General features: G+C 46.5%; 16 protein-coding genes. 12 read left to right on the forward strand and 4 right to left on the reverse strand.

The window, feature by feature from the left end:
- Nucleotides 1–502 precede the first annotated feature (502 nt).
- From pyrR to pyrE, 10 genes are read left to right on the forward strand one after another with little or no spacing between them, the layout of a single operon-like run.
- Nucleotides 503–1,027 carry a bifunctional pyr operon transcriptional regulator/uracil phosphoribosyltransferase PyrR gene (gene pyrR / locus ACY8DT_RS11430; protein WP_462420437.1) on the forward strand — a complete coding sequence of 175 codons (525 nt, stop codon included), beginning with the start codon at nt 503–505 and terminating at the stop codon, nt 1,025–1,027.
- A gap of 10 nt (nt 1,028–1,037) precedes the next feature.
- Complete coding sequence (locus tag ACY8DT_RS11435; RefSeq protein ID WP_462420438.1) at nt 1,038–2,357, forward strand: uracil-xanthine permease family protein; 1,320 nt, start codon at nt 1,038–1,040, stop codon at nt 2,355–2,357.
- Complete coding sequence (locus tag ACY8DT_RS11440; protein ID WP_462420439.1) at nt 2,350–3,231, forward strand: aspartate carbamoyltransferase catalytic subunit; 882 nt, start codon at nt 2,350–2,352, stop codon at nt 3,229–3,231. Before ACY8DT_RS11435 ends, ACY8DT_RS11440 begins: the two co-directional genes overlap by 8 nt.
- Nucleotides 3,231–4,502 (forward strand): dihydroorotase, encoded by a 1,272-nt coding sequence (gene pyrC, locus ACY8DT_RS11445; protein ID WP_462420440.1) that lies wholly within the window; start codon nt 3,231–3,233, stop codon nt 4,500–4,502. The genes ACY8DT_RS11440 and pyrC overlap by 1 nt, the downstream gene beginning before the upstream one ends.
- A complete protein-coding gene (carA, locus tag ACY8DT_RS11450; RefSeq protein ID WP_462420441.1) occupies nt 4,502–5,584 on the forward strand; it encodes a glutamine-hydrolyzing carbamoyl-phosphate synthase small subunit in 1,083 nt (360 codons plus the stop codon). The genes pyrC and carA overlap by 1 nt, the downstream gene beginning before the upstream one ends.
- The gene (gene carB / locus ACY8DT_RS11455) at nt 5,585–8,761 is read left to right on the forward strand and encodes a carbamoyl-phosphate synthase large subunit (protein ID WP_462420442.1); all 3,177 of its coding nucleotides are present in this window, start codon (nt 5,585–5,587) and stop codon (nt 8,759–8,761) included. It abuts the gene before it with no gap.
- Nucleotides 8,762–8,769: 8 nt separating this feature from the next.
- Nucleotides 8,770–9,519, forward strand: a complete 750-nt coding sequence (locus ACY8DT_RS11460; protein ID WP_462420443.1) for a dihydroorotate dehydrogenase electron transfer subunit — start codon at nt 8,770–8,772, stop codon at nt 9,517–9,519.
- Nucleotides 9,516–10,430, forward strand: coding sequence for a dihydroorotate dehydrogenase (locus ACY8DT_RS11465; protein ID WP_462420444.1), 915 nt, complete (start codon nt 9,516–9,518; stop codon nt 10,428–10,430). Before ACY8DT_RS11460 ends, ACY8DT_RS11465 begins: the two co-directional genes overlap by 4 nt.
- A gap of 17 nt (nt 10,431–10,447) precedes the next feature.
- Complete coding sequence (pyrF, locus tag ACY8DT_RS11470) at nt 10,448–11,155, forward strand: orotidine-5'-phosphate decarboxylase (protein ID WP_462422265.1); 708 nt, start codon at nt 10,448–10,450, stop codon at nt 11,153–11,155.
- Nucleotides 11,145–11,756, forward strand: coding sequence for an orotate phosphoribosyltransferase (gene pyrE / locus ACY8DT_RS11475; protein ID WP_462420445.1), 612 nt, complete (start codon nt 11,145–11,147; stop codon nt 11,754–11,756). Before pyrF ends, pyrE begins: the two co-directional genes overlap by 11 nt.
- A gap of 40 nt (nt 11,757–11,796) precedes the next feature.
- Here pyrE and ACY8DT_RS11480 read toward each other — a convergent pair whose 3' ends face one another.
- The 4 genes from ACY8DT_RS11480 to ACY8DT_RS11495 form a co-directional block, all read right to left on the reverse strand.
- Nucleotides 11,797–12,015 (reverse strand): SND2/TMEM208 family protein, encoded by a 219-nt coding sequence (locus ACY8DT_RS11480; RefSeq protein WP_462420446.1) that lies wholly within the window; start codon nt 12,013–12,015, stop codon nt 11,797–11,799.
- Nucleotides 12,005–12,577 (reverse strand): DUF488 domain-containing protein, encoded by a 573-nt coding sequence (locus tag ACY8DT_RS11485; RefSeq protein WP_462420447.1) that lies wholly within the window; start codon nt 12,575–12,577, stop codon nt 12,005–12,007. Before ACY8DT_RS11485 ends, ACY8DT_RS11480 begins: the two co-directional genes overlap by 11 nt.
- 284 nt (nt 12,578–12,861) lie before the next feature.
- Nucleotides 12,862–14,508, reverse strand: coding sequence for a phospho-sugar mutase (locus tag ACY8DT_RS11490; protein ID WP_462420448.1), 1,647 nt, complete (start codon nt 14,506–14,508; stop codon nt 12,862–12,864).
- Between the two features lie 14 nt (nt 14,509–14,522).
- On the reverse strand, nt 14,523–16,217 hold the full coding sequence (locus ACY8DT_RS11495; RefSeq protein ID WP_462420449.1) for an Rqc2 family fibronectin-binding protein: 1,695 nt from the start codon (nt 16,215–16,217) through the stop codon (nt 14,523–14,525).
- A 131-nt stretch (nt 16,218–16,348) separates the two neighbouring features.
- Here ACY8DT_RS11495 and gmk point away from each other — a divergent pair, with 131 nt between their 5' ends.
- Together gmk and rpoZ are read left to right on the forward strand one after the other, a co-directional pair.
- Nucleotides 16,349–16,972, forward strand: a complete 624-nt coding sequence (gene gmk / locus ACY8DT_RS11500) for a guanylate kinase (protein ID WP_462420450.1) — start codon at nt 16,349–16,351, stop codon at nt 16,970–16,972.
- Nucleotides 16,972–17,166: a DNA-directed RNA polymerase subunit omega gene (gene rpoZ, locus ACY8DT_RS11505; RefSeq protein ID WP_462420451.1), complete on the forward strand. Its 195-nt coding sequence runs from the start codon at nt 16,972–16,974 to the stop codon at nt 17,164–17,166. Before gmk ends, rpoZ begins: the two co-directional genes overlap by 1 nt.
- Nucleotides 17,167–17,184: the final 18 nt, after the last annotated feature.

Raw genomic sequence — 17,184 nt, forward strand, 5'->3', positions numbered from 1 at the left:
CGTTTGTCCGTCCCAGCCGTTTAGTTGCTGATGAATCTTTTGCTAACTAAACGTTTGAGACGTATTCCCGTTTAGTTGAGGAAGAATATTTTACTATCTAAACGTTTGCAGCCGATAAGTGTTTAGTTGTGAGGATTTTTTATGCTATCTAAACGTTTGCAGAAACAAGACTGCTCACTTAGCTTTATTTTCAGTTTCAAGTGAGCAGGCCTCGTTCCAATCAAGTGTAAAACCTCCCTCCATTAAACCTTGACAATGAATTTCAACAAGGCTATGCTTATTAACAATACAAATGACAATCAAATATTGATCATTAATGTCTTTAAAACCGGTCCTGTGAGGCCGGGAAGGCATGATATAAACGAGGACAAGTCTGTCTGTTAACGCTACAAGTGTACCTGTCGGTCACTTTTTTTACAGACAGTCTGTTTCAAGGGATACGTATATACTCATGCCGGCTGGCATGGGTATTTTTTTATGGAAAATAATTGGAGGCGTAAAGATGAAACAACGGACTATTCTGGACGAGGCGCAGATCAGCCGGTCACTGACGCGGATGGCGCACGAGGTACTGGAGCGGAACAAGGGTACTGAAAATATAATTCTTTTGGGAATAAAGACCCGCGGGGAGTTTTTAGCTGACCGGCTGCAGGATAAGATCAGTCAGATTGAATCGGTAAATGTTCCGACGGGCACGATCGATATCAGCAACTACCGGGATGACAAAGCGGGTCAGACATTGAATGACGAAGATATTGTCATCGATACGGACTTGAACGACAAGCATGTGGTGCTCGTCGACGATGTATTGTTCACCGGCCGCACCATCCGGGCGGCGATGGACGCGATATTGAACTCGGTGCGGCCGTCCAAAATTTCGCTCGCAGTCCTGATTGACCGCGGACACAGGGAACTGCCGATACGTGCAGATTACGTCGGCAAAAATATTCCGACGGCTAAAGGTGAAATCATCAATGTGGCACTTATGGAAGTGGATAATGAAAACGCAGTGACTTTAACGGAATAGGAGAAAAATCATGAGAGAGAAACTACCTACAGACAGTCTTTACAAAAGAAGTTTTGAACCGAAGCTTGATGTTCATGAAAAACCGAAAATGTCACAGTGGGCGCTGCTCAGCTCCCAACACCTGTTTGCAATGTTCGGTGCGACGGTACTGGTCCCGTTTCTGACAGGTCTGCCGGTCAGTGCGGCGCTCATTGCGAGCGGTATCGGAACGCTGCTTTACATATGGATTACGAAAGGTCAGATTCCTGCGTATCTCGGCTCAAGTTTTGCATTTATCCTGCCGATCACGATAGCGCTCGGTGCGAACACTCTGGGGGAGGTCCTGACTGCGTTATTCTTCAGTGGGATACTGTACGTTGTGATCGGCCTCATCATAAAGGTCTTCGGTACAAACTGGCTCATCAGCCTGCTGCCGCCGATCGTCGTCGGGCCGGTCATCATGGTTATCGGCCTCGGACTTGCTCCGGTTGCAGTGGATATGGCGATGTACACGGACTCGGGCAACCAGGAAGGTTACAGTTTGACTTTCATCACGATAGCAGTCATCACACTGCTCATTACTATAGGTGCCTCTGTATTCCTTAAAGGTGTGCTGTCACTCATTCCAATACTGATCGGAATTGTGGGCGGCTACATTACGGCAATGATTTTCGGAGTGGTGGATTTCACGCAAATCCGGGAGACGGGCTGGTTCGTCCTGCCGGATGTGCATCTGCCGGTCATCTCTTACGAACCGAGCATCAATGTCGGACTGTTCATCGTCATGCTGCCGATCGTTTTCGTGACAGTGTCCGAACATATCGGCCACCAGGTTGTCATCAATAAGATTGTCGGCCGGGACTTCTTCAAGAAGCCTGGGCTCCACCGGTCACTGATCGGTGACGGGGCGGCGACGATGTTCGCCAGCATGATCGGCGGCCCGCCGACAACGACTTACGGCGAGAACATCGGTGTGCTGGCAATTACAAGAGTGTTCAGCATATGGGTCATCGGCGGTGCTGCGGTATTTGCGGTCGTACTCGGATTTGTCGGGAAATTCACCGCACTGGTCCAGTCGATTCCATCACCTGTCATGGGCGGGGTTTCGATACTGCTTTTCGGAATCATCGCAGCAAGCGGGCTCAGAATTCTGATTGATGCACAGATTGACCTGGATAATAAAAGGAACCTCGTAATTGCATCCGTCATTCTTGTGATAGGGATTGGCAAGGCGCACCTGGACTTCATGATCGGGGATATCCCATTCAACCTGGAAGGCATGGCGCTCGCAGCGCTTGCAGGTATTGTACTAAACGCAGTATTACCGAAGGAGGAAGCGGTTAATGAATGATCTGCTGACAGTGGAGTCACTCAGTAACACTGAAATCATGACACTGATCAAACGAGCACTGACTTTTAAAGAAGGGGAACTGCCCGAAAAATTCCGGGATAAAACCGTAGTCAACTTGTTTTTTGAAAACTCGACACGGACACGGCTGAGCTTTGAAATGGCCGAGTTCAAACTGGGAATACATGCCATCCCTTTTGATGCGGATACAAGTTCTGTACAAAAAGGTGAAAGTCTATACGATACATGCAAGACGCTTGAAGCGATCGGTGCGGACGTGCTGGTCATACGGCACGGAGACAACCGATACTTCGATACACTGGAAAACATCAATGTACCGATTGTCAACGGCGGTGACGGCAGCGGGTCCCACCCGACCCAGTGTCTCCTTGATCTGATGACGATATATGAAAACTTCGGACGGTTCGAAGGATTGAAAGTGGTGATCTCGGGAGATATATTCCACTCGAGAGTTGCCCACAGCAACTTTCAGGCGCTCACCCGCCTGGGGGCAGAAGTTTATTTCTCAGGGCCTGAAGACTGGCAGGATCCGGGTTATGAAAATGCATATATGGATTTCGATGAAGCGATTGAGACGTGCGATGTCATCATGCTTCTCAGGGTGCAGCATGAGCGGCACTTTGTCCAGATGACATTTTCAAAAGAAGGGTACAATAAAGAGTACGGACTCAATATGGAGCGTTATGAAAAAATGAAAAAGGATGCAATCATTATGCATCCGGCGCCGATGAACCGGGACGTGGAAATTTCGTCTGAACTGGTCGAGGCGGGTAAGAGCAGAATTTTCAGCCAGATGGAAAACGGCGTGTATATGCGGATGAGTATTTTGGAAAACATTTTAAAGGAGAGTCAATAATGTTATTAAAAAATGGTGTTGTACTTCACAATAATGAGTTTGTTGAACAGGATGTTTTAATCGAAGCGGGGAAAATAAAAGCGCTTGGCACAGATCTGGAAGCAGGTTCTGCCGAAGTTGTGGACTTACAGGGTAAGCTCGTCACGCCGGGACTGATTGATGTCCATGTGCACTTGAGAGAACCGGGATTCGAACATAAGGAAACGGTCGAGTCGGGCACGAAAGCGGCGGCAAGAGGTGGTTTCACATCCATCTCACCGATGCCGAACACGAACCCGATCATCGATACGGTGGAACGACTCGAAAAATTGAATAACATTATTGAACGAGATGCACATATAAAAGTAAGACCGTATGCTTCAATAACGGAAGGTCTGAAAGGTGAAGCTCTCGCAGATTTTGAAGGGTTGAAAGCGTCCGGTGCATTCGCATTTACAGATGACGGTGTCGGCGTGCAGAGTGCAGACATGATGTTTCGTGCGATGGAGAATGCTGCAAAGCTTGATATGGCGATTGTTGCGCATACGGAAGAAAATACGCTGATCCGCGGCGGTGCGATCCATGACGGCAAAACAAGTGAGAAGCTCGGCATACCTGGCATTCCTGCAGTGACTGAATCCGTTCAGATTGCAAGAGACGTGCTGCTTGCTGAAGCGGCGGACTGTCACTATCATGTGTGCCACGTATCGACTAAAGAGAGTGTGCGTATCATCCGTGACGCTAAACGTGCAGGGATCAGAGTGACCGGCGAAGTGACACCTCACCATCTGGTACTGGATGAAAATGATATTACGGACAGTGACCCGAACTTCAAGATGAATCCGCCGCTTAGAGGCTCGGACGACCGCGAGGCACTGATTGATGGACTGCTTGACGGGACCCTTGATTTTATCGCGACGGACCATGCACCGCATCAGGATTCAGAAAAAGCGGCAGGCATTGAAAAAGCACCGTTCGGCATAACAGGCATCGAGAATGCATTCCAGCTGTGCTATACGAAACTGGTTAAAACCGGCGTGTTCACGCTGCAGCAGCTTGTGGACTGGATGACGGTGAAACCGGCAGAAGTATTCAATCTGGACGGTGGTGTTTTACTGCCGGGCAGTGACGCGGATATTACGGTCATCGATCTCAACAAGGAATATACACTTGATAAAGAAGCATTTTTATCAAAATCAAAGAACACACCATTTGACGGTGAGCAGCTGACATCGGATATTTATCTGACGGTTGTGAACGGCGAAATTAAATATCAGGCGGAGGGACAGTAATGTTAAATGACAAGAGATATTTAGTATTGGAAGACGGTTCTGTGTACGAAGGATACAAACTTGGAGCGGACGGTGAATGTCCGGGCGAAGTCGTGTTCAACACTGCAATGACCGGCATGCAGGAAATCATCAGTGACAATTCATATACAGATCAGATCATCACTTTCAGTTATCCGCTCATCGGCAGCTCGGGATTCAATACTGAAGACAGCGAATCACTGCTGCCGACAACGAGTGGTATCGTCGTGCGTGAAGCGGTGGAATATCCATCGAACTTCAGATCGGTTGAAAATCTGGATACTTACTTGAAAAGACACGGCATCGTCGGTATCAGCGGCATCGATACGAGAAGCATTACAAAGAAAATCCGCAAAACGGGTGTGATGAAAGGGCAGATTACTGATTCATCCGACCATGATCAGACAGCCCGTGCATTGAAGTCACATGAGTTTCGAAAAGACCAGGTGAAACGTGTGTCGACAAAAACACCTTATATTTCAACAGGCAGAGGACACAGAGTCGCACTGCTCGATTTTGGTAAAAAGGAAAACATCGTCCGTTCATTGAATCAGCGCGGCTGTGATGTCACAGTGATGCCGCATGATTCAACAGCAGAACAGATCATGCAGCTGAAACCGGACGGCGTCATGCTGTCGAACGGCCCGGGCAACCCGGAAGATGTCACCGAAGCAATCGACATGCTTAAAAATCTGATCGGACATATACCGATTTTCGGTATATGTCTCGGCCACCAGCTGATTGCTCTTGCCGGTGGTGCCAGCACTTACAAAATGAAATTCGGCCACAGAGGCGCCAATCAGTCAGTCAAGAACCTGTCGTCCAATAAAGTTGAAATCACTTCGCAGAACCACGGGTACACAGTGGATGCGGAGTCATTGAAAAATACGGATTTTGAAATCACTCACATTGCGATCAACGATGACACGGTCGAAGGCATCAAACATAAGACGGAACCGGTTTTCAGTGTCCAGTACCACCCTGAAGCTGGTGCCGGACCCCATGAATCATCTTATTTGTACGATCAATTCATCGATCTGATGACGACTAAGGAGGAAGTATAAATGCCTAAACGTAAAGATATCAACACAATTCTTGTCATAGGAAGCGGTCCGATCATCATCGGACAGGCGGCGGAATTCGATTACGCGGGCACCCAGGCGTGTCTGTCATTGAAAGAAGAAGGTTACAAAGTCATTCTCGTAAACTCCAACCCTGCAACAATCATGACCGACCAGGAAATCGCTGATGTTGTCTACATAGAGCCGCTGACACCTGATTTCTTAAGCCGCATCATAAGGAAGGAACAGCCTGATGCACTGCTGCCGACACTAGGCGGTCAGGTCGGACTCAACATGGCTGTGGAACTCGACCGTTTAGGCGTACTTCGTGAAAACGACGTTGAATTGCTCGGTACGAAACTGGATTCAATCAAGCAGGCGGAAGACCGTGATCTGTTCAGGAATCTGATGAATGATATGGGTGTTCCGGTACCCGAATCCGATATCATCAATACGCTTGATGAAGCATCCGCGTTTGTTGAAAAGGTCGGCTACCCGTTTATTGTGCGTCCGGCATTTACGATGGGCGGTACAGGCGGCGGCATCTGCTACAATGAAGAAGACTTGAAGGAAATCGTTACGAATGGTTTGAAGTACTCACCGGTCAGCCAGTGTTTATTGGAAAAATCAATTGCAGGATTCAAAGAAATTGAATATGAAGTGATGAGAGATTCAAATGACAACGCAATCGTTGTGTGTAACATGGAAAATATCGACCCTGTCGGCATACATACAGGAGATTCGATCGTTGTTGCACCGAGCCAGACGATGACGGACAAAGAGCATCAGATGTTGAGAGATGTATCTTTAAGCATCATCAGGAAGCTTGAAATAGAAGGCGGCTGTAACGTTCAGCTTGCACTCGATCCGCACTCGTTCGACTATTACATCATAGAGGTGAACCCGAGAGTATCCCGTTCAAGTGCACTTGCTTCAAAAGCGACGGGCTACCCGATTGCGAAGCTCGCTGCGAAAATTGCTGTCGGCATGACGTTGGATGAAATGATCAACCCGGTGACAAATACAAGTTACGCAGCATTTGAACCGACACTGGATTATGTCGTTTCCAAAATACCGCGTTTTCCGTTTGATAAATTCGAAAAAGGTGAGCGTACGCTCGGCACACAGATGAAGGCGACCGGCGAAGTGATGGCAATCGGACGTACTTATGAGGAATCATTGCTCAAAGCGATCCGTTCACTGGAGTACGGGGTCCATCATCTCGGCCTGCCGAACGGCGATGACCATTCACTGGAATACCTGATCCATTCAATAAAAGCACAGAGCGACGAGCGACTGTTCTTCATCGGAGAAGCGATCCGTCGCGGTGTGACGCTCGAGGAAATTCATGACTGGACGAAAATCGACTTTTATTTCCTGAATAAGTTCAAACATATCATCGATATAGAAAGAGAACTTAAAGAAAATCCGGGCAGTGTCGACTACTTGAAATGGGCGAAGAAATTCGGCTTCAGCGACCGTGTCATCGGCCACCGATGGGAAATGTCGGAAGACGAAGTGTTCAAGATCAGAAAAGAAGCGGGCATCATGCCTGTCTATAAGATGGTGGACACATGTGCCGCGGAATTCGAATCGAACACGCCTTATTTCTACGGCACATATGAAACAGAGAATGAATCATTGCCGGGTGATAAGGAGAAGATCCTTGTACTTGGAAGCGGTCCGATCCGCATAGGACAGGGTATTGAGTTCGACTATGCGACTGTTCACGCCGTATGGGCGATTCAGGAAGCGGGTTACGAGGCGATCATCGTCAATAACAACCCGGAAACGGTATCGACCGACTTCTCAATTTCAGACAAGCTTTATTTTGAACCGCTTACTCACGAAGATGTGATGAACATTGTCCATAATGAAAACCCGAAAGGTGTCGTCGTCCAGTTCGGCGGACAAACTGCCATCAACCTGGCGGACAGACTATCCGAAAATGGCGTTCAGATTTTAGGTACAAGCCTTGACGATATCGACCGTGCAGAGGACAGAAAACGTTTTGAGGCACTGCTTCAGGAAATAAAGGTCCCGCAGCCGCATGGTAAGACGGCGACGAATGAAGATGAAGCACTGGCGAATGCACAACATATCGGCTTCCCGGTACTTGTGCGCCCAAGTTATGTTCTCGGCGGCCGTGCGATGGAAATCGTCTATGACGAATCAGAATTGAAGAACTATATGCGTAACGCAGTTAAAGCATCACCTGAGCATCCGGTGCTGATAGACAGCTATTTGACAGGCAAGGAAATCGAAGTGGATGCGATCTGTGACGGGGAAAGTGTCATAATTCCAGGAATCATGGAACATATTGAAAGAGCGGGTGTGCACTCCGGAGATTCCATGGCAGTGTATCCACCTGTAAATCTGTCGCAGGATGAGATCGATACGCTCGTTGATTATACGGAAAGACTGGCTAAGGGGCTGAATATCATCGGCATCATCAATATCCAGTTCGTTCTATCTAAAGAGGGCATCTTCGTCCTTGAGGTGAATCCGAGATCGAGCCGTACGGTACCGTTTTTAAGCAAGATTACAGAAGTGCCGATGGCACGACTTGCCATGCACGCGATTCTCGGCACTAAACTTAAAGACAGCAGGTTCCCACTCGGACTGCAGCCTGAGAAAGATGGATTCTATGTGAAAGCGCCGGTCTTCAGTTTCTCCAAGCTGAAAAATGTGGACATTACACTCGGGCCGGAGATGAAATCAACCGGTGAAGTCATGGGTAAAGATGAAACATTGAACAAAGCACTTTATAAGAGTCTCGTCGCAAGCGGTCTGGATGTCAAAGACCACGGCACTGCGCTGTTTACGATTGCAGATAAAGATAAAGATGAAGCGGTCGAACTGGCCAAAAGGTTTTCACAGTGCGGCTACCGTATCCTGTCGACCAGCGGCACAGCGGAAGCACTTAAAAAAGACGGCATTCCGGTCGTCATAGTGGACAAGATCGGCGAAGGCGACAATACGCTGCTCCGTTCAATCCAGAATGGCAATGTCCAGATCGTAGTGAACACGATGACCAAAGGTAAAGAAGTTGCACGTGACGGCTTCAGAATCCGCCGTGAATCCGTCGAAAACGGCGTGCCATGTCTGACGTCGCTAGATACAGCGAGAACGTTGATCGAAGTCATTGAAAGCATGACATTTAATATGAATGAAATGTAGGTGTAAGTATGAAAAAAATAATGACTGTCGTCTCTCAGGAAAATATCGCTGATAAAATTTATGAAATGGTGCTCGAGGGAGATATTACAGACAGCATGAAGACCCCTGGACAGTTTGTGCATATCAGGGTAGGCGGCGGGACATCGAATGTTCTGCGCAGACCGATATCGATTTCTGATATCAACCTGGAAAAATCACAGTTCACAATCACTTACAGAGCAGACGGCGAGGGCACGAGGAAGCTCACGGAATATCAGTCAGGGGACAGCATCGATATTCTTTCACCGCTGGGCAACGGCTATCCGGTCGAAAAAAGCGGGCATGTACTCATCATCGGCGGGGGCATCGGTGTCCCGCCGCTCTATGAGCTCGCGAAACAGCTGAACAGCATCGGTGTAAAGACGACTCATGTACTCGGCTTCAACTCGGCGAAAGACATTTTTTATGAAGAGAAGTTCAAAGCACTTGGGGAGACTTTTATTGCCACTGCGGATGGGAGCTATGGAACGGAAGGGTTCGTCACGGATGTGACCAGAAATCTGACAGCAGAATTTGACCGGTTTTATGCATGCGGTCCTAAAGTGATGTTGAGGGCGGTCAGCGATGAGCTGGATATTGACGGTTACGTATCTTTGGAAGAAAGAATGGGCTGCGGCTTCGGTGTCTGCTATGCATGTGTCTGCGACAGGACCGACGGCACGCAGGCGAAAGTCTGCACCGATGGACCGGTATTCAGGAAAGGTGAGGTCGTACTATGACAAATTCAAAACTGCATGTACAGCTTCCCGGTCTTGACTTGAAAAATCCGGTCATGCCTGCCTCCGGCTGCTTCAGTTTCGGCAAGGAATTTTCTGAGTTATATGATCTGTCAAAGCTCGGTGCCATCATGATAAAGGCTGCAACTGAAGAAGAGCGCAGCGGGAATAAAACACCGCGGGTTGCGGAGACTGCGAGCGGCATGCTGAATGCCATCGGCCTGCAGAACCCGGGTGTCGATCATATCATCGAGCATGAATTGAAATATCTGGAACAATACGATGTACCGATCATTGCGAATGTGGCCGGTACAAAAATAGAAGATTATGTGAGTGTGGCCAAAAAGATATCCGCGGCGCCGAATGTCAATGCACTGGAGTTGAATATTTCATGCCCAAACGTCAAAGAGGGCGGCATACAGTTCGGTACGGACCCTGAAACAGCAAGAAAACTCACTTATGAAGTAAAAAATGTATCTGAAGTACCCGTTTATGTTAAACTATCACCAAATGTCACTAATATTGTGGATATGGCTAACAGTGTCGGAGATATGGCAGATGGTCTGACGATGATCAACACGCTCGTTGGAATGCGCCTGGATAAATTCGGGAAACCGATTTTGGCGAACATTACCGGCGGACTCAGCGGACCGGCCATCAAGCCTGTATCTCTGAATATGATCTACCAGATCAGGCAGCATTTAGCTGATATCCCGATAATCGGAATGGGTGGCATTGCAACAGTGGATGATATTTTTGATTACTTATCAGTCGGCGCGGATGCGGTCGCGGTGGGCACATTGAATTTTACCGACCCGTACATATGCCCGACACTGATTGATGATCTGGAAAAGCGAGTGGAAAGTCTGAGCCTGAATCATATACATGATTTGAAAGGCAGAGCATATTCATAAGAAAATAGGGGGAAAATATTATGAACGTACCAATTATTGCACTTGATTTTCGAGAGTTTGACACGATGAAAGATTTTTTAGGTCAATTTGATGAGAAATTATTCGTCAAAGTAGGAATGGAACTTTATTTGTCAAATGGTCCTAAAGTGGTCGAAGAAATTCGTCAAATGGGGCACGATATATTTTTGGATCTGAAACTGTATGATATTCCGAACACTGTCGGGAAGTCGATGGAAAGTCTCGGCAGGCTGGATATACAGATGACGAATGTACATGCCCAGGGCGGTACTGCGATGATGAAACGTGCGGTGGAATCATTCAAGGATGGCAACCCGGACGGCAAGTTGATTGCAGTAACACAGCTCACATCAATGAGTGATGAAATGGTACAAAAAGAACAGCAGACTGTTCTCTCCCTGACTGACAGTGTTGTACATTATTCAACACTTGCCAAAGAAGCGGGACTTGACGGAGTCGTATCTTCTCCGCTTGAATCTGAAATCATCCATGAAAAACTGGGACCTGAATTTCTGACTGTGACACCGGGCATCCGCCTTGCGGAAGACTCCAGGGATGACCAGGTGAGAGTAGTGACACCGGTCGATGCCAGAGACATGAAGTCTGATTATATCGTTGTCGGCCGTTCAATTACGCAGGATGAAAACCCGGCAGAGAAATATAAGAGAATCAAAGATCTGTGGGAGGGAACTGCAGTTGAACAGTGAGAACGTCGCCAGAGCATTGCTGAATATCGGTGCAGTGAAAATACAGCCGGATGATCCATTTACATGGGCGAGCGGCATAATTTCACCGATCTATTGCGATAACAGACAGATTATCGGCAATGTTGAAGCAAGAAAAGAAATTGTACAGTATTTTGTTGAAAAGATTAAAGAAATATCACCGGACGCAGAAGTCATTGCCGGAACTTCTACTGCAGGCATTCCTCATGCGGCTTTCATCAGCGATGCGATGGATCTGCCGATGAGCTACGTCCGCGGCAGTAAAAAGAAACACGGCACCGGCAGACTGATTGAAGGTGCTGCTGTGAAGGGCAGGAAAGTCGTGCTGATCGAAGACTTGATCTCAACAGGCGGTTCAAGTATTGAAGCGGCTGAAATTTTGAAAGAAGAGGGTGCAGAAGTGGAAATTGTACTCGCCATCTTCAGCTACCAGCTCGAAAAAGCACATGATAATTTTGAAAGCTCCGGATTTGAATATGAAACACTGTCCGACCTTGATACTTTACTTGATGTAAGTATTAAAGACAGTCTGCTGACTGAAGAAGAGCGGGAAGAAGTCGTCAGATTCAGAGACGGTCTATAGATTGAAAAACGTGGATGACCGAGAGGCGTCCACGTTTTTTTTACCGGCTTTTTATGTCATCCCGTAAATCCTTATACGTCGGGAACTTTTTATTTAAAAATCTGCTTAAATAATATTGGATGATCAGAAATGGAATGAGAGTTGTTACAAATCTCAGAATAAAACCCCACGATTCAGGATAGGGGAAGAAGACTATAAAAATTAAAAATATTACAGGTACAATCATACTGATCCATGCTTTCTTATTTTCATTCGACATGATAATCACCTCGCTCTTTCAGTTCAGGATAAACAACTGTATGGTCTTCCTCGATAATCGGCATCGCACCCCACCTGCCAAGTTGATGGGTGTCGAGTTCAACACCTTTGGCACGGTGGATGATGTGGCAGACATCGTGACCGTGCGCTGCGAGCCAGTTGCTGATGATCAGCCTGTGACATCTGGCAGGGTGGCTTTCAGAACACATATAGGCGACGTTCTGCTTCTTTGCCTTTTTTGTGAGTGCTTTGATGCCTTCCTTATAATCATCGGACAAAGTATAATCCGCATAATTATGAAACGACTGGTTGTCCCAGCCGTCGTTCAGCGTTGGTCCGACTATTGATGAAGTGCCGCGTCTGCCGCCAAGATGCGGAAAATGTTCATATGATATATCTGCTTCCCTCAGCCATTCTTTCAATTCATCACCGTTGAACTGAGGATGCTTTTTACTGTATGGAAAAGCACGCACATCTGCAATGGATTTAATTTCTGCATGATGCAGCATTTCAAGAAACTCTTCTTTAGTGTGGTTGGAATGACCGATTGTATAGATTTTCATATTATCACCGTTTTTAATTATCAATACCACTTTGTGAGAATAAAAAAACCATCCGTATGGATGGGGGGAACATGTGTCAGCACATGATCGTGAGCCCCGCGAACGTGTGTTAACGTTCCAGCACATGCTCGTGACCTCCGCGAACATGTGTTAACGTCCCAGTACATGCTCGTGACCTCCGCGAACATGTGTTTACGTCCCAGTACATGCTCGTGACCTCCGCGAACGTGTGTTAATGTTCCAGCACATGCCCGTGAGTCCCGCGAACATGTGTTGACCCTGTCTTACACGCCAAACACCATGTCATTGATGATTTTTGCCTCTTCATCGATGTGGTTGGTATCGAGTGATACATAAAGTTTGATTTTCGGTTCCGTACCTGATGGCCTGAGGGCGATCCAGCCGTCTGAGAAATGGATTTTGATGACATCTGCTTTTGGCAGGCCGATCGTTTCGGTCTCACCTGATGACAGGCGTCTTTCTCTGTTTTTAAAATCTTCGACACAGATGACTTTCCGGCCTTCGATCTCTGTCGGTGTATTTCTTCTGAACTGGTCCATGATTTCTGCAATTTTCTCTTCGCCTTCAATACCTTCAAATTTATGGCTGATCATCTTTTCCATACGCCGGCCGAATTCTTCGTAGATGCCGTTCAAGTAATCGACGAGTGTCGAGTTCTCATTTTTAAGACTGCCTGCGAGTTTGACGATGGCGGGAACGATCTGGATGGCGTCTTTATCCCGGACGAAGTCGCTGATGAGATATCCATAGCTTTCCTCGTAGCCGAAAGCGAATTCTCTTTTTGTGTCTTCTTCCAGTTCCAAAGCGACCTGACCGATGTATTTGAAACCTGTCAGTACTTCGATGACTTCTGCACCGAATTTCCTGGCAATCTTCTTGCTCAGATCACTGGTTACGACAGATTTTACAACAACCGGTGTTTTCTCAAACTTTGTCTTATCCAGACGGTTGTATAAAAGTATTGCGCCGAGCTGATTGCCGTTCAGGTGGACATACTCACCCTCATGCCACACTTCGATGCCGATTCTGTCCGCATCCGGATCTGTCGCTATAAGCAGGTCGGCATTCTTATCTTTACCGAGTGCCCTCGCACCGGTAAACGCATCGGTATCTTCCGGGTTGGCACTCGTGACATTGGTAAAGTAACTGTCCGCTTCACATTCCTTATCGACAAGCATCAAATTGTCGAATCCGAGCGACTCGAGCAGATACTGTGTGAGCGGCAGTGCCGTGCCGTGCAGGCTTGAAAATACGACCTGCAGATCTGATTCAGGTATCTGTCCGGACAAAGTTTTCACTTTCTGCTGGTAATCTCCATAATGTTCATAGTCGATATGTTCAACTCTGCCGTCGGCAAGTGCTTCATCAAAATCAACGGATCCGATATTGAAGAAATCATTGATGGCGTTGATTTTACTGCTGAGTTCCTCTGCCGGCACATCAGTGATCTGTGCACCGTCGGAACCGTAAACTTTTATGCCGTTATATTCCGGCGGGTTGTGGCTTGCTGTAATCATGATTCCAAAATCCGCATCATGGCTTCTTGTGAAAAATGACAGCTCGGGTGTAGTAATATAACCTTCCGATAAATAAACTTTCATACCATTATTCACGAGTACAGAAGCGATCGTTTCCGAAAATTCTCTGGACAGGTGCCTGATGTCATAGCCGATGACAACAACATCCTGCCCGCGTTCTTTCATAGACTTTGCGAGTCCGAGGGCAACGCGCTCCACTGTATATCTGTTCAGGCGGTTCGGTCCGAGACCGATTTTACCGCGGATGCCCGCCGTACCGAATTTAAGGTCGGCAATATAGGCATCTTCATGGTCTCTATCACTGGCTGATTCATACATGTCATCAGTAATCAGACTGTTATCAATATGTTTTTCCCAAATCTTTTCAGACAATCCTCTCACCTCATCTATTTGATCACTTTCATCTTATCAACATCTTTTTCAACCGGGGTAACAAAAACTGTTTTCTGATTTGTATACGTGACAAAACCCGGTTTTGCCCCTGATATTTTATGGACGTGTTTAATATCAGTATAATCCACAGGCACTGATTCAGAATTTCCGGCTTTCGAATGGAATGCCGCAATCATCGCTGCTTCCAAAATATCCTCATTTTCTATTTCGTGTGCTGCATGTGTAATTACGACGTGCGAGCCCGGGATGTCTTTCGTGTGGAACCACAGATGGTTGTTCTGTGCTTTCCTGGATGTCAAATAATCATTCTGTTTATTATTTTTGCCGACAAGCACCGTCAGGCCGTTTGACGTCTTGAACTCATGCAGCTGGATTTTATTCTTCTTTTTCTTTTTGTTCGACTGCTTGAATTTAAGGATGCCTTCTTCGACAAGTTCTTCCCTGATTTCCTCAACTTCATCCGAAGTCGTGATCGCATCCATCTGATGCAGGAGGTTCAAAAAGTATTCCCGGTCCGAATACGCTTTATCAAGCTGCCTGCGTGCAGTCGTTTCACGGACTTTCAGCTTGTTGTATTTGCGGTAATACCGCTGAGCGTTGTCGTTCGGTGCGATTTCCGGATCGAGGGGGATCGCAATTTCCTCGTTCGTGTAATAGTCGAAAACAACGGCTTCTTTGTCGTACCGTTTGATTTCATGCATATAGGCCGTAATGAGTTCTCCGTACTTCTGATACTCATCCTTGACTTCCGCTTCCTTCAGATCTTCTTTCAGCTTGTCGATCTTCCGTTCGACGCGTTCATATTCCCTGTCGATGACATGGACGTAATCATGCGCTTTCTGCCTGATCATATTATTTTGGAAACGGTTATGATAATAATCATCCAGCAGACCGCTCAGAGAATCATATTCAACCGGTGCAGCTTCCATATGTTCAAGCTTTGTAAAATAGAAGACATCTTTCTCTTTCTTATATAGAACCGGGGTGATTTCCCGTGATTTTTCCAATGTCTCCCGAATGCTGGCGACGATATTCTGCATTGTCAGATGTCCGGCGTGATACGCCACTTCTTTTATGAATAAAGGGCTGAAGCCTTCTACGGCCTTCAAAATCTGACGGTTGATCTTTCCGCTGTTGAAATCGATGTGTTTTGGCAGTTCATTCAGCTCGTCCGTCCGCGGATTCAGTTTCTTATCGGTCGGAGGCTGTTCATACAAATAGCCCGGCATGATCGTGCGCACGTTATTGTTCGGCGTCAGATGCTTGATGCCTTCAATAATTTTATAGTCCGTATCTGTTATGATGATATTGGAATGTTTCCCCATGATTTCCAAAATGAGAATGCGGGTGATATCATCGCCGATTTCATTTTTGGAATTGATCCTGATGTGGACCTGCCTGTCGTTGCCGACCTGTTTTATGGAATCTATGATGCCGCCTTCTATGTGTTTTCTGAGTACGCGGGAAAACATCGGCGGGTCGAATGGGAATTCATACTTATGGTCAGTCAGATGAAAACGGGCATACATGGGATGTGCACTGATCAGCAGCTGGTGGTTCCTGCCCCTGCTGCGGATCTTAAAAATCAGTGATGTATCATCCATCTGCTGAATCTTATTGATCTTGCCTGATTGTATCGTTTCGAGTTCATCACACAGTGCATGAACAAAATTACCATCAAATGCCATTTTTGTCTCTCCTTCTATATGCTACTAGAATATTTTAACACGAACTATTACAATTCAATACTTTTTAAGATGAATTCTCCCTTTATTTATGATACATTAAGAGATAATCACAAAAAGAAAGGTAACTCGCTATGACTTCAGATAAAGGACTTCTAATCGTACTTTCAGGCCCTTCAGGCGTTGGTAAAGGCACGGTGAGAAAAGCTATTTTCGAGGATCCTGATACGGGATTCGAATATTCAATTTCAATGACGACACGCAAAAAGCGCGAAGGCGAAGTGGATGGTGTTGATTACTTTTTTAAAACAAGGGAAGAGTTTGAATCTCTTATAGAACAGGATAAATTCATAGAGCATGCTCAGTACGTAGGCAACTACTATGGTACACCAGTTGATTATGTAGTGGAAACGATGGAAAAAGGACACGATGTCTTTTTGGAAATAGAGGTGGAAGGTGCAAAGCAGGTACGGGAGAGGTTCCCGGAAGCTCTGTTCATCTTTTTGGCGCCGCCGAATCTCGCGCAGCTGGAAGAGCGTCTGATCGGCCGGGGCACGGATTCAATGGAAGTCATCAGACACCGGATCAGAGAGGCGAAAAGGGAACTCACCCTCATGAACCTTTACGATTATGTGGTCATCAATGATGATGTACAACTGGCGAAACGCCGTGTACAATGTATAGTCGAAGCTTCCCACATGAGACGTGCACGCGTAGAATCAAAATTAAGAAAGTTATTATTGGAGGTCAACAATTAATGTTATACCCACCGGCACATGAATTGAAGAAGAACGTTGATTCAAAATATCTCGTAGTTACTCTTGCGGCAAAGAGAGCAAGACAACTGCAGGATTATCCTGACAGCACAATTTTGGAAAACTATAACTCTGTTAAAACAGTAGGCATGGCATTCGAAGAGATTGCTGAAAATAAAGTAAGGGTAAAAAAGTAGCTGACAAAGTATTGTCAG

The sequence above is a fragment of the Salinicoccus sp. Marseille-QA3875 genome, assembly GCF_054950095.1.

What these genes read in the sequence shown, in the direction of transcription:
- pyrR (WP_462420437.1), top strand. Translation starts at nt 503, where the DNA reads ATGAAACAACGGACTATTCTGGACGAGGCGCAGATCAGCCGGTCACTG.
- ACY8DT_RS11435 (WP_462420438.1), top strand. Translation starts at nt 1,038, where the DNA reads ATGAGAGAGAAACTACCTACAGACAGTCTTTACAAAAGAAGTTTTGAA.
- ACY8DT_RS11440 (WP_462420439.1), top strand. Translation starts at nt 2,350, where the DNA reads ATGAATGATCTGCTGACAGTGGAGTCACTCAGTAACACTGAAATCATG.
- pyrC (WP_462420440.1), top strand. Translation starts at nt 3,231, where the DNA reads ATGTTATTAAAAAATGGTGTTGTACTTCACAATAATGAGTTTGTTGAA.
- carA (WP_462420441.1), top strand. Translation starts at nt 4,502, where the DNA reads ATGTTAAATGACAAGAGATATTTAGTATTGGAAGACGGTTCTGTGTAC.
- carB (WP_462420442.1), top strand. Translation starts at nt 5,585, where the DNA reads ATGCCTAAACGTAAAGATATCAACACAATTCTTGTCATAGGAAGCGGT.
- ACY8DT_RS11460 (WP_462420443.1), top strand. Translation starts at nt 8,770, where the DNA reads ATGAAAAAAATAATGACTGTCGTCTCTCAGGAAAATATCGCTGATAAA.
- ACY8DT_RS11465 (WP_462420444.1), top strand. Translation starts at nt 9,516, where the DNA reads ATGACAAATTCAAAACTGCATGTACAGCTTCCCGGTCTTGACTTGAAA.
- ACY8DT_RS11480 (WP_462420446.1), bottom strand. Translation starts at nt 12,015, where the DNA reads ATGTCGAATGAAAATAAGAAAGCATGGATCAGTATGATTGTACCTGTA.
- ACY8DT_RS11485 (WP_462420447.1), bottom strand. Translation starts at nt 12,577, where the DNA reads ATGAAAATCTATACAATCGGTCATTCCAACCACACTAAAGAAGAGTTT.
- ACY8DT_RS11495 (WP_462420449.1), bottom strand. Translation starts at nt 16,217, where the DNA reads ATGGCATTTGATGGTAATTTTGTTCATGCACTGTGTGATGAACTCGAA.
- gmk (WP_462420450.1), top strand. Translation starts at nt 16,349, where the DNA reads ATGACTTCAGATAAAGGACTTCTAATCGTACTTTCAGGCCCTTCAGGC.
- rpoZ (WP_462420451.1), top strand. Translation starts at nt 16,972, where the DNA reads ATGTTATACCCACCGGCACATGAATTGAAGAAGAACGTTGATTCAAAA.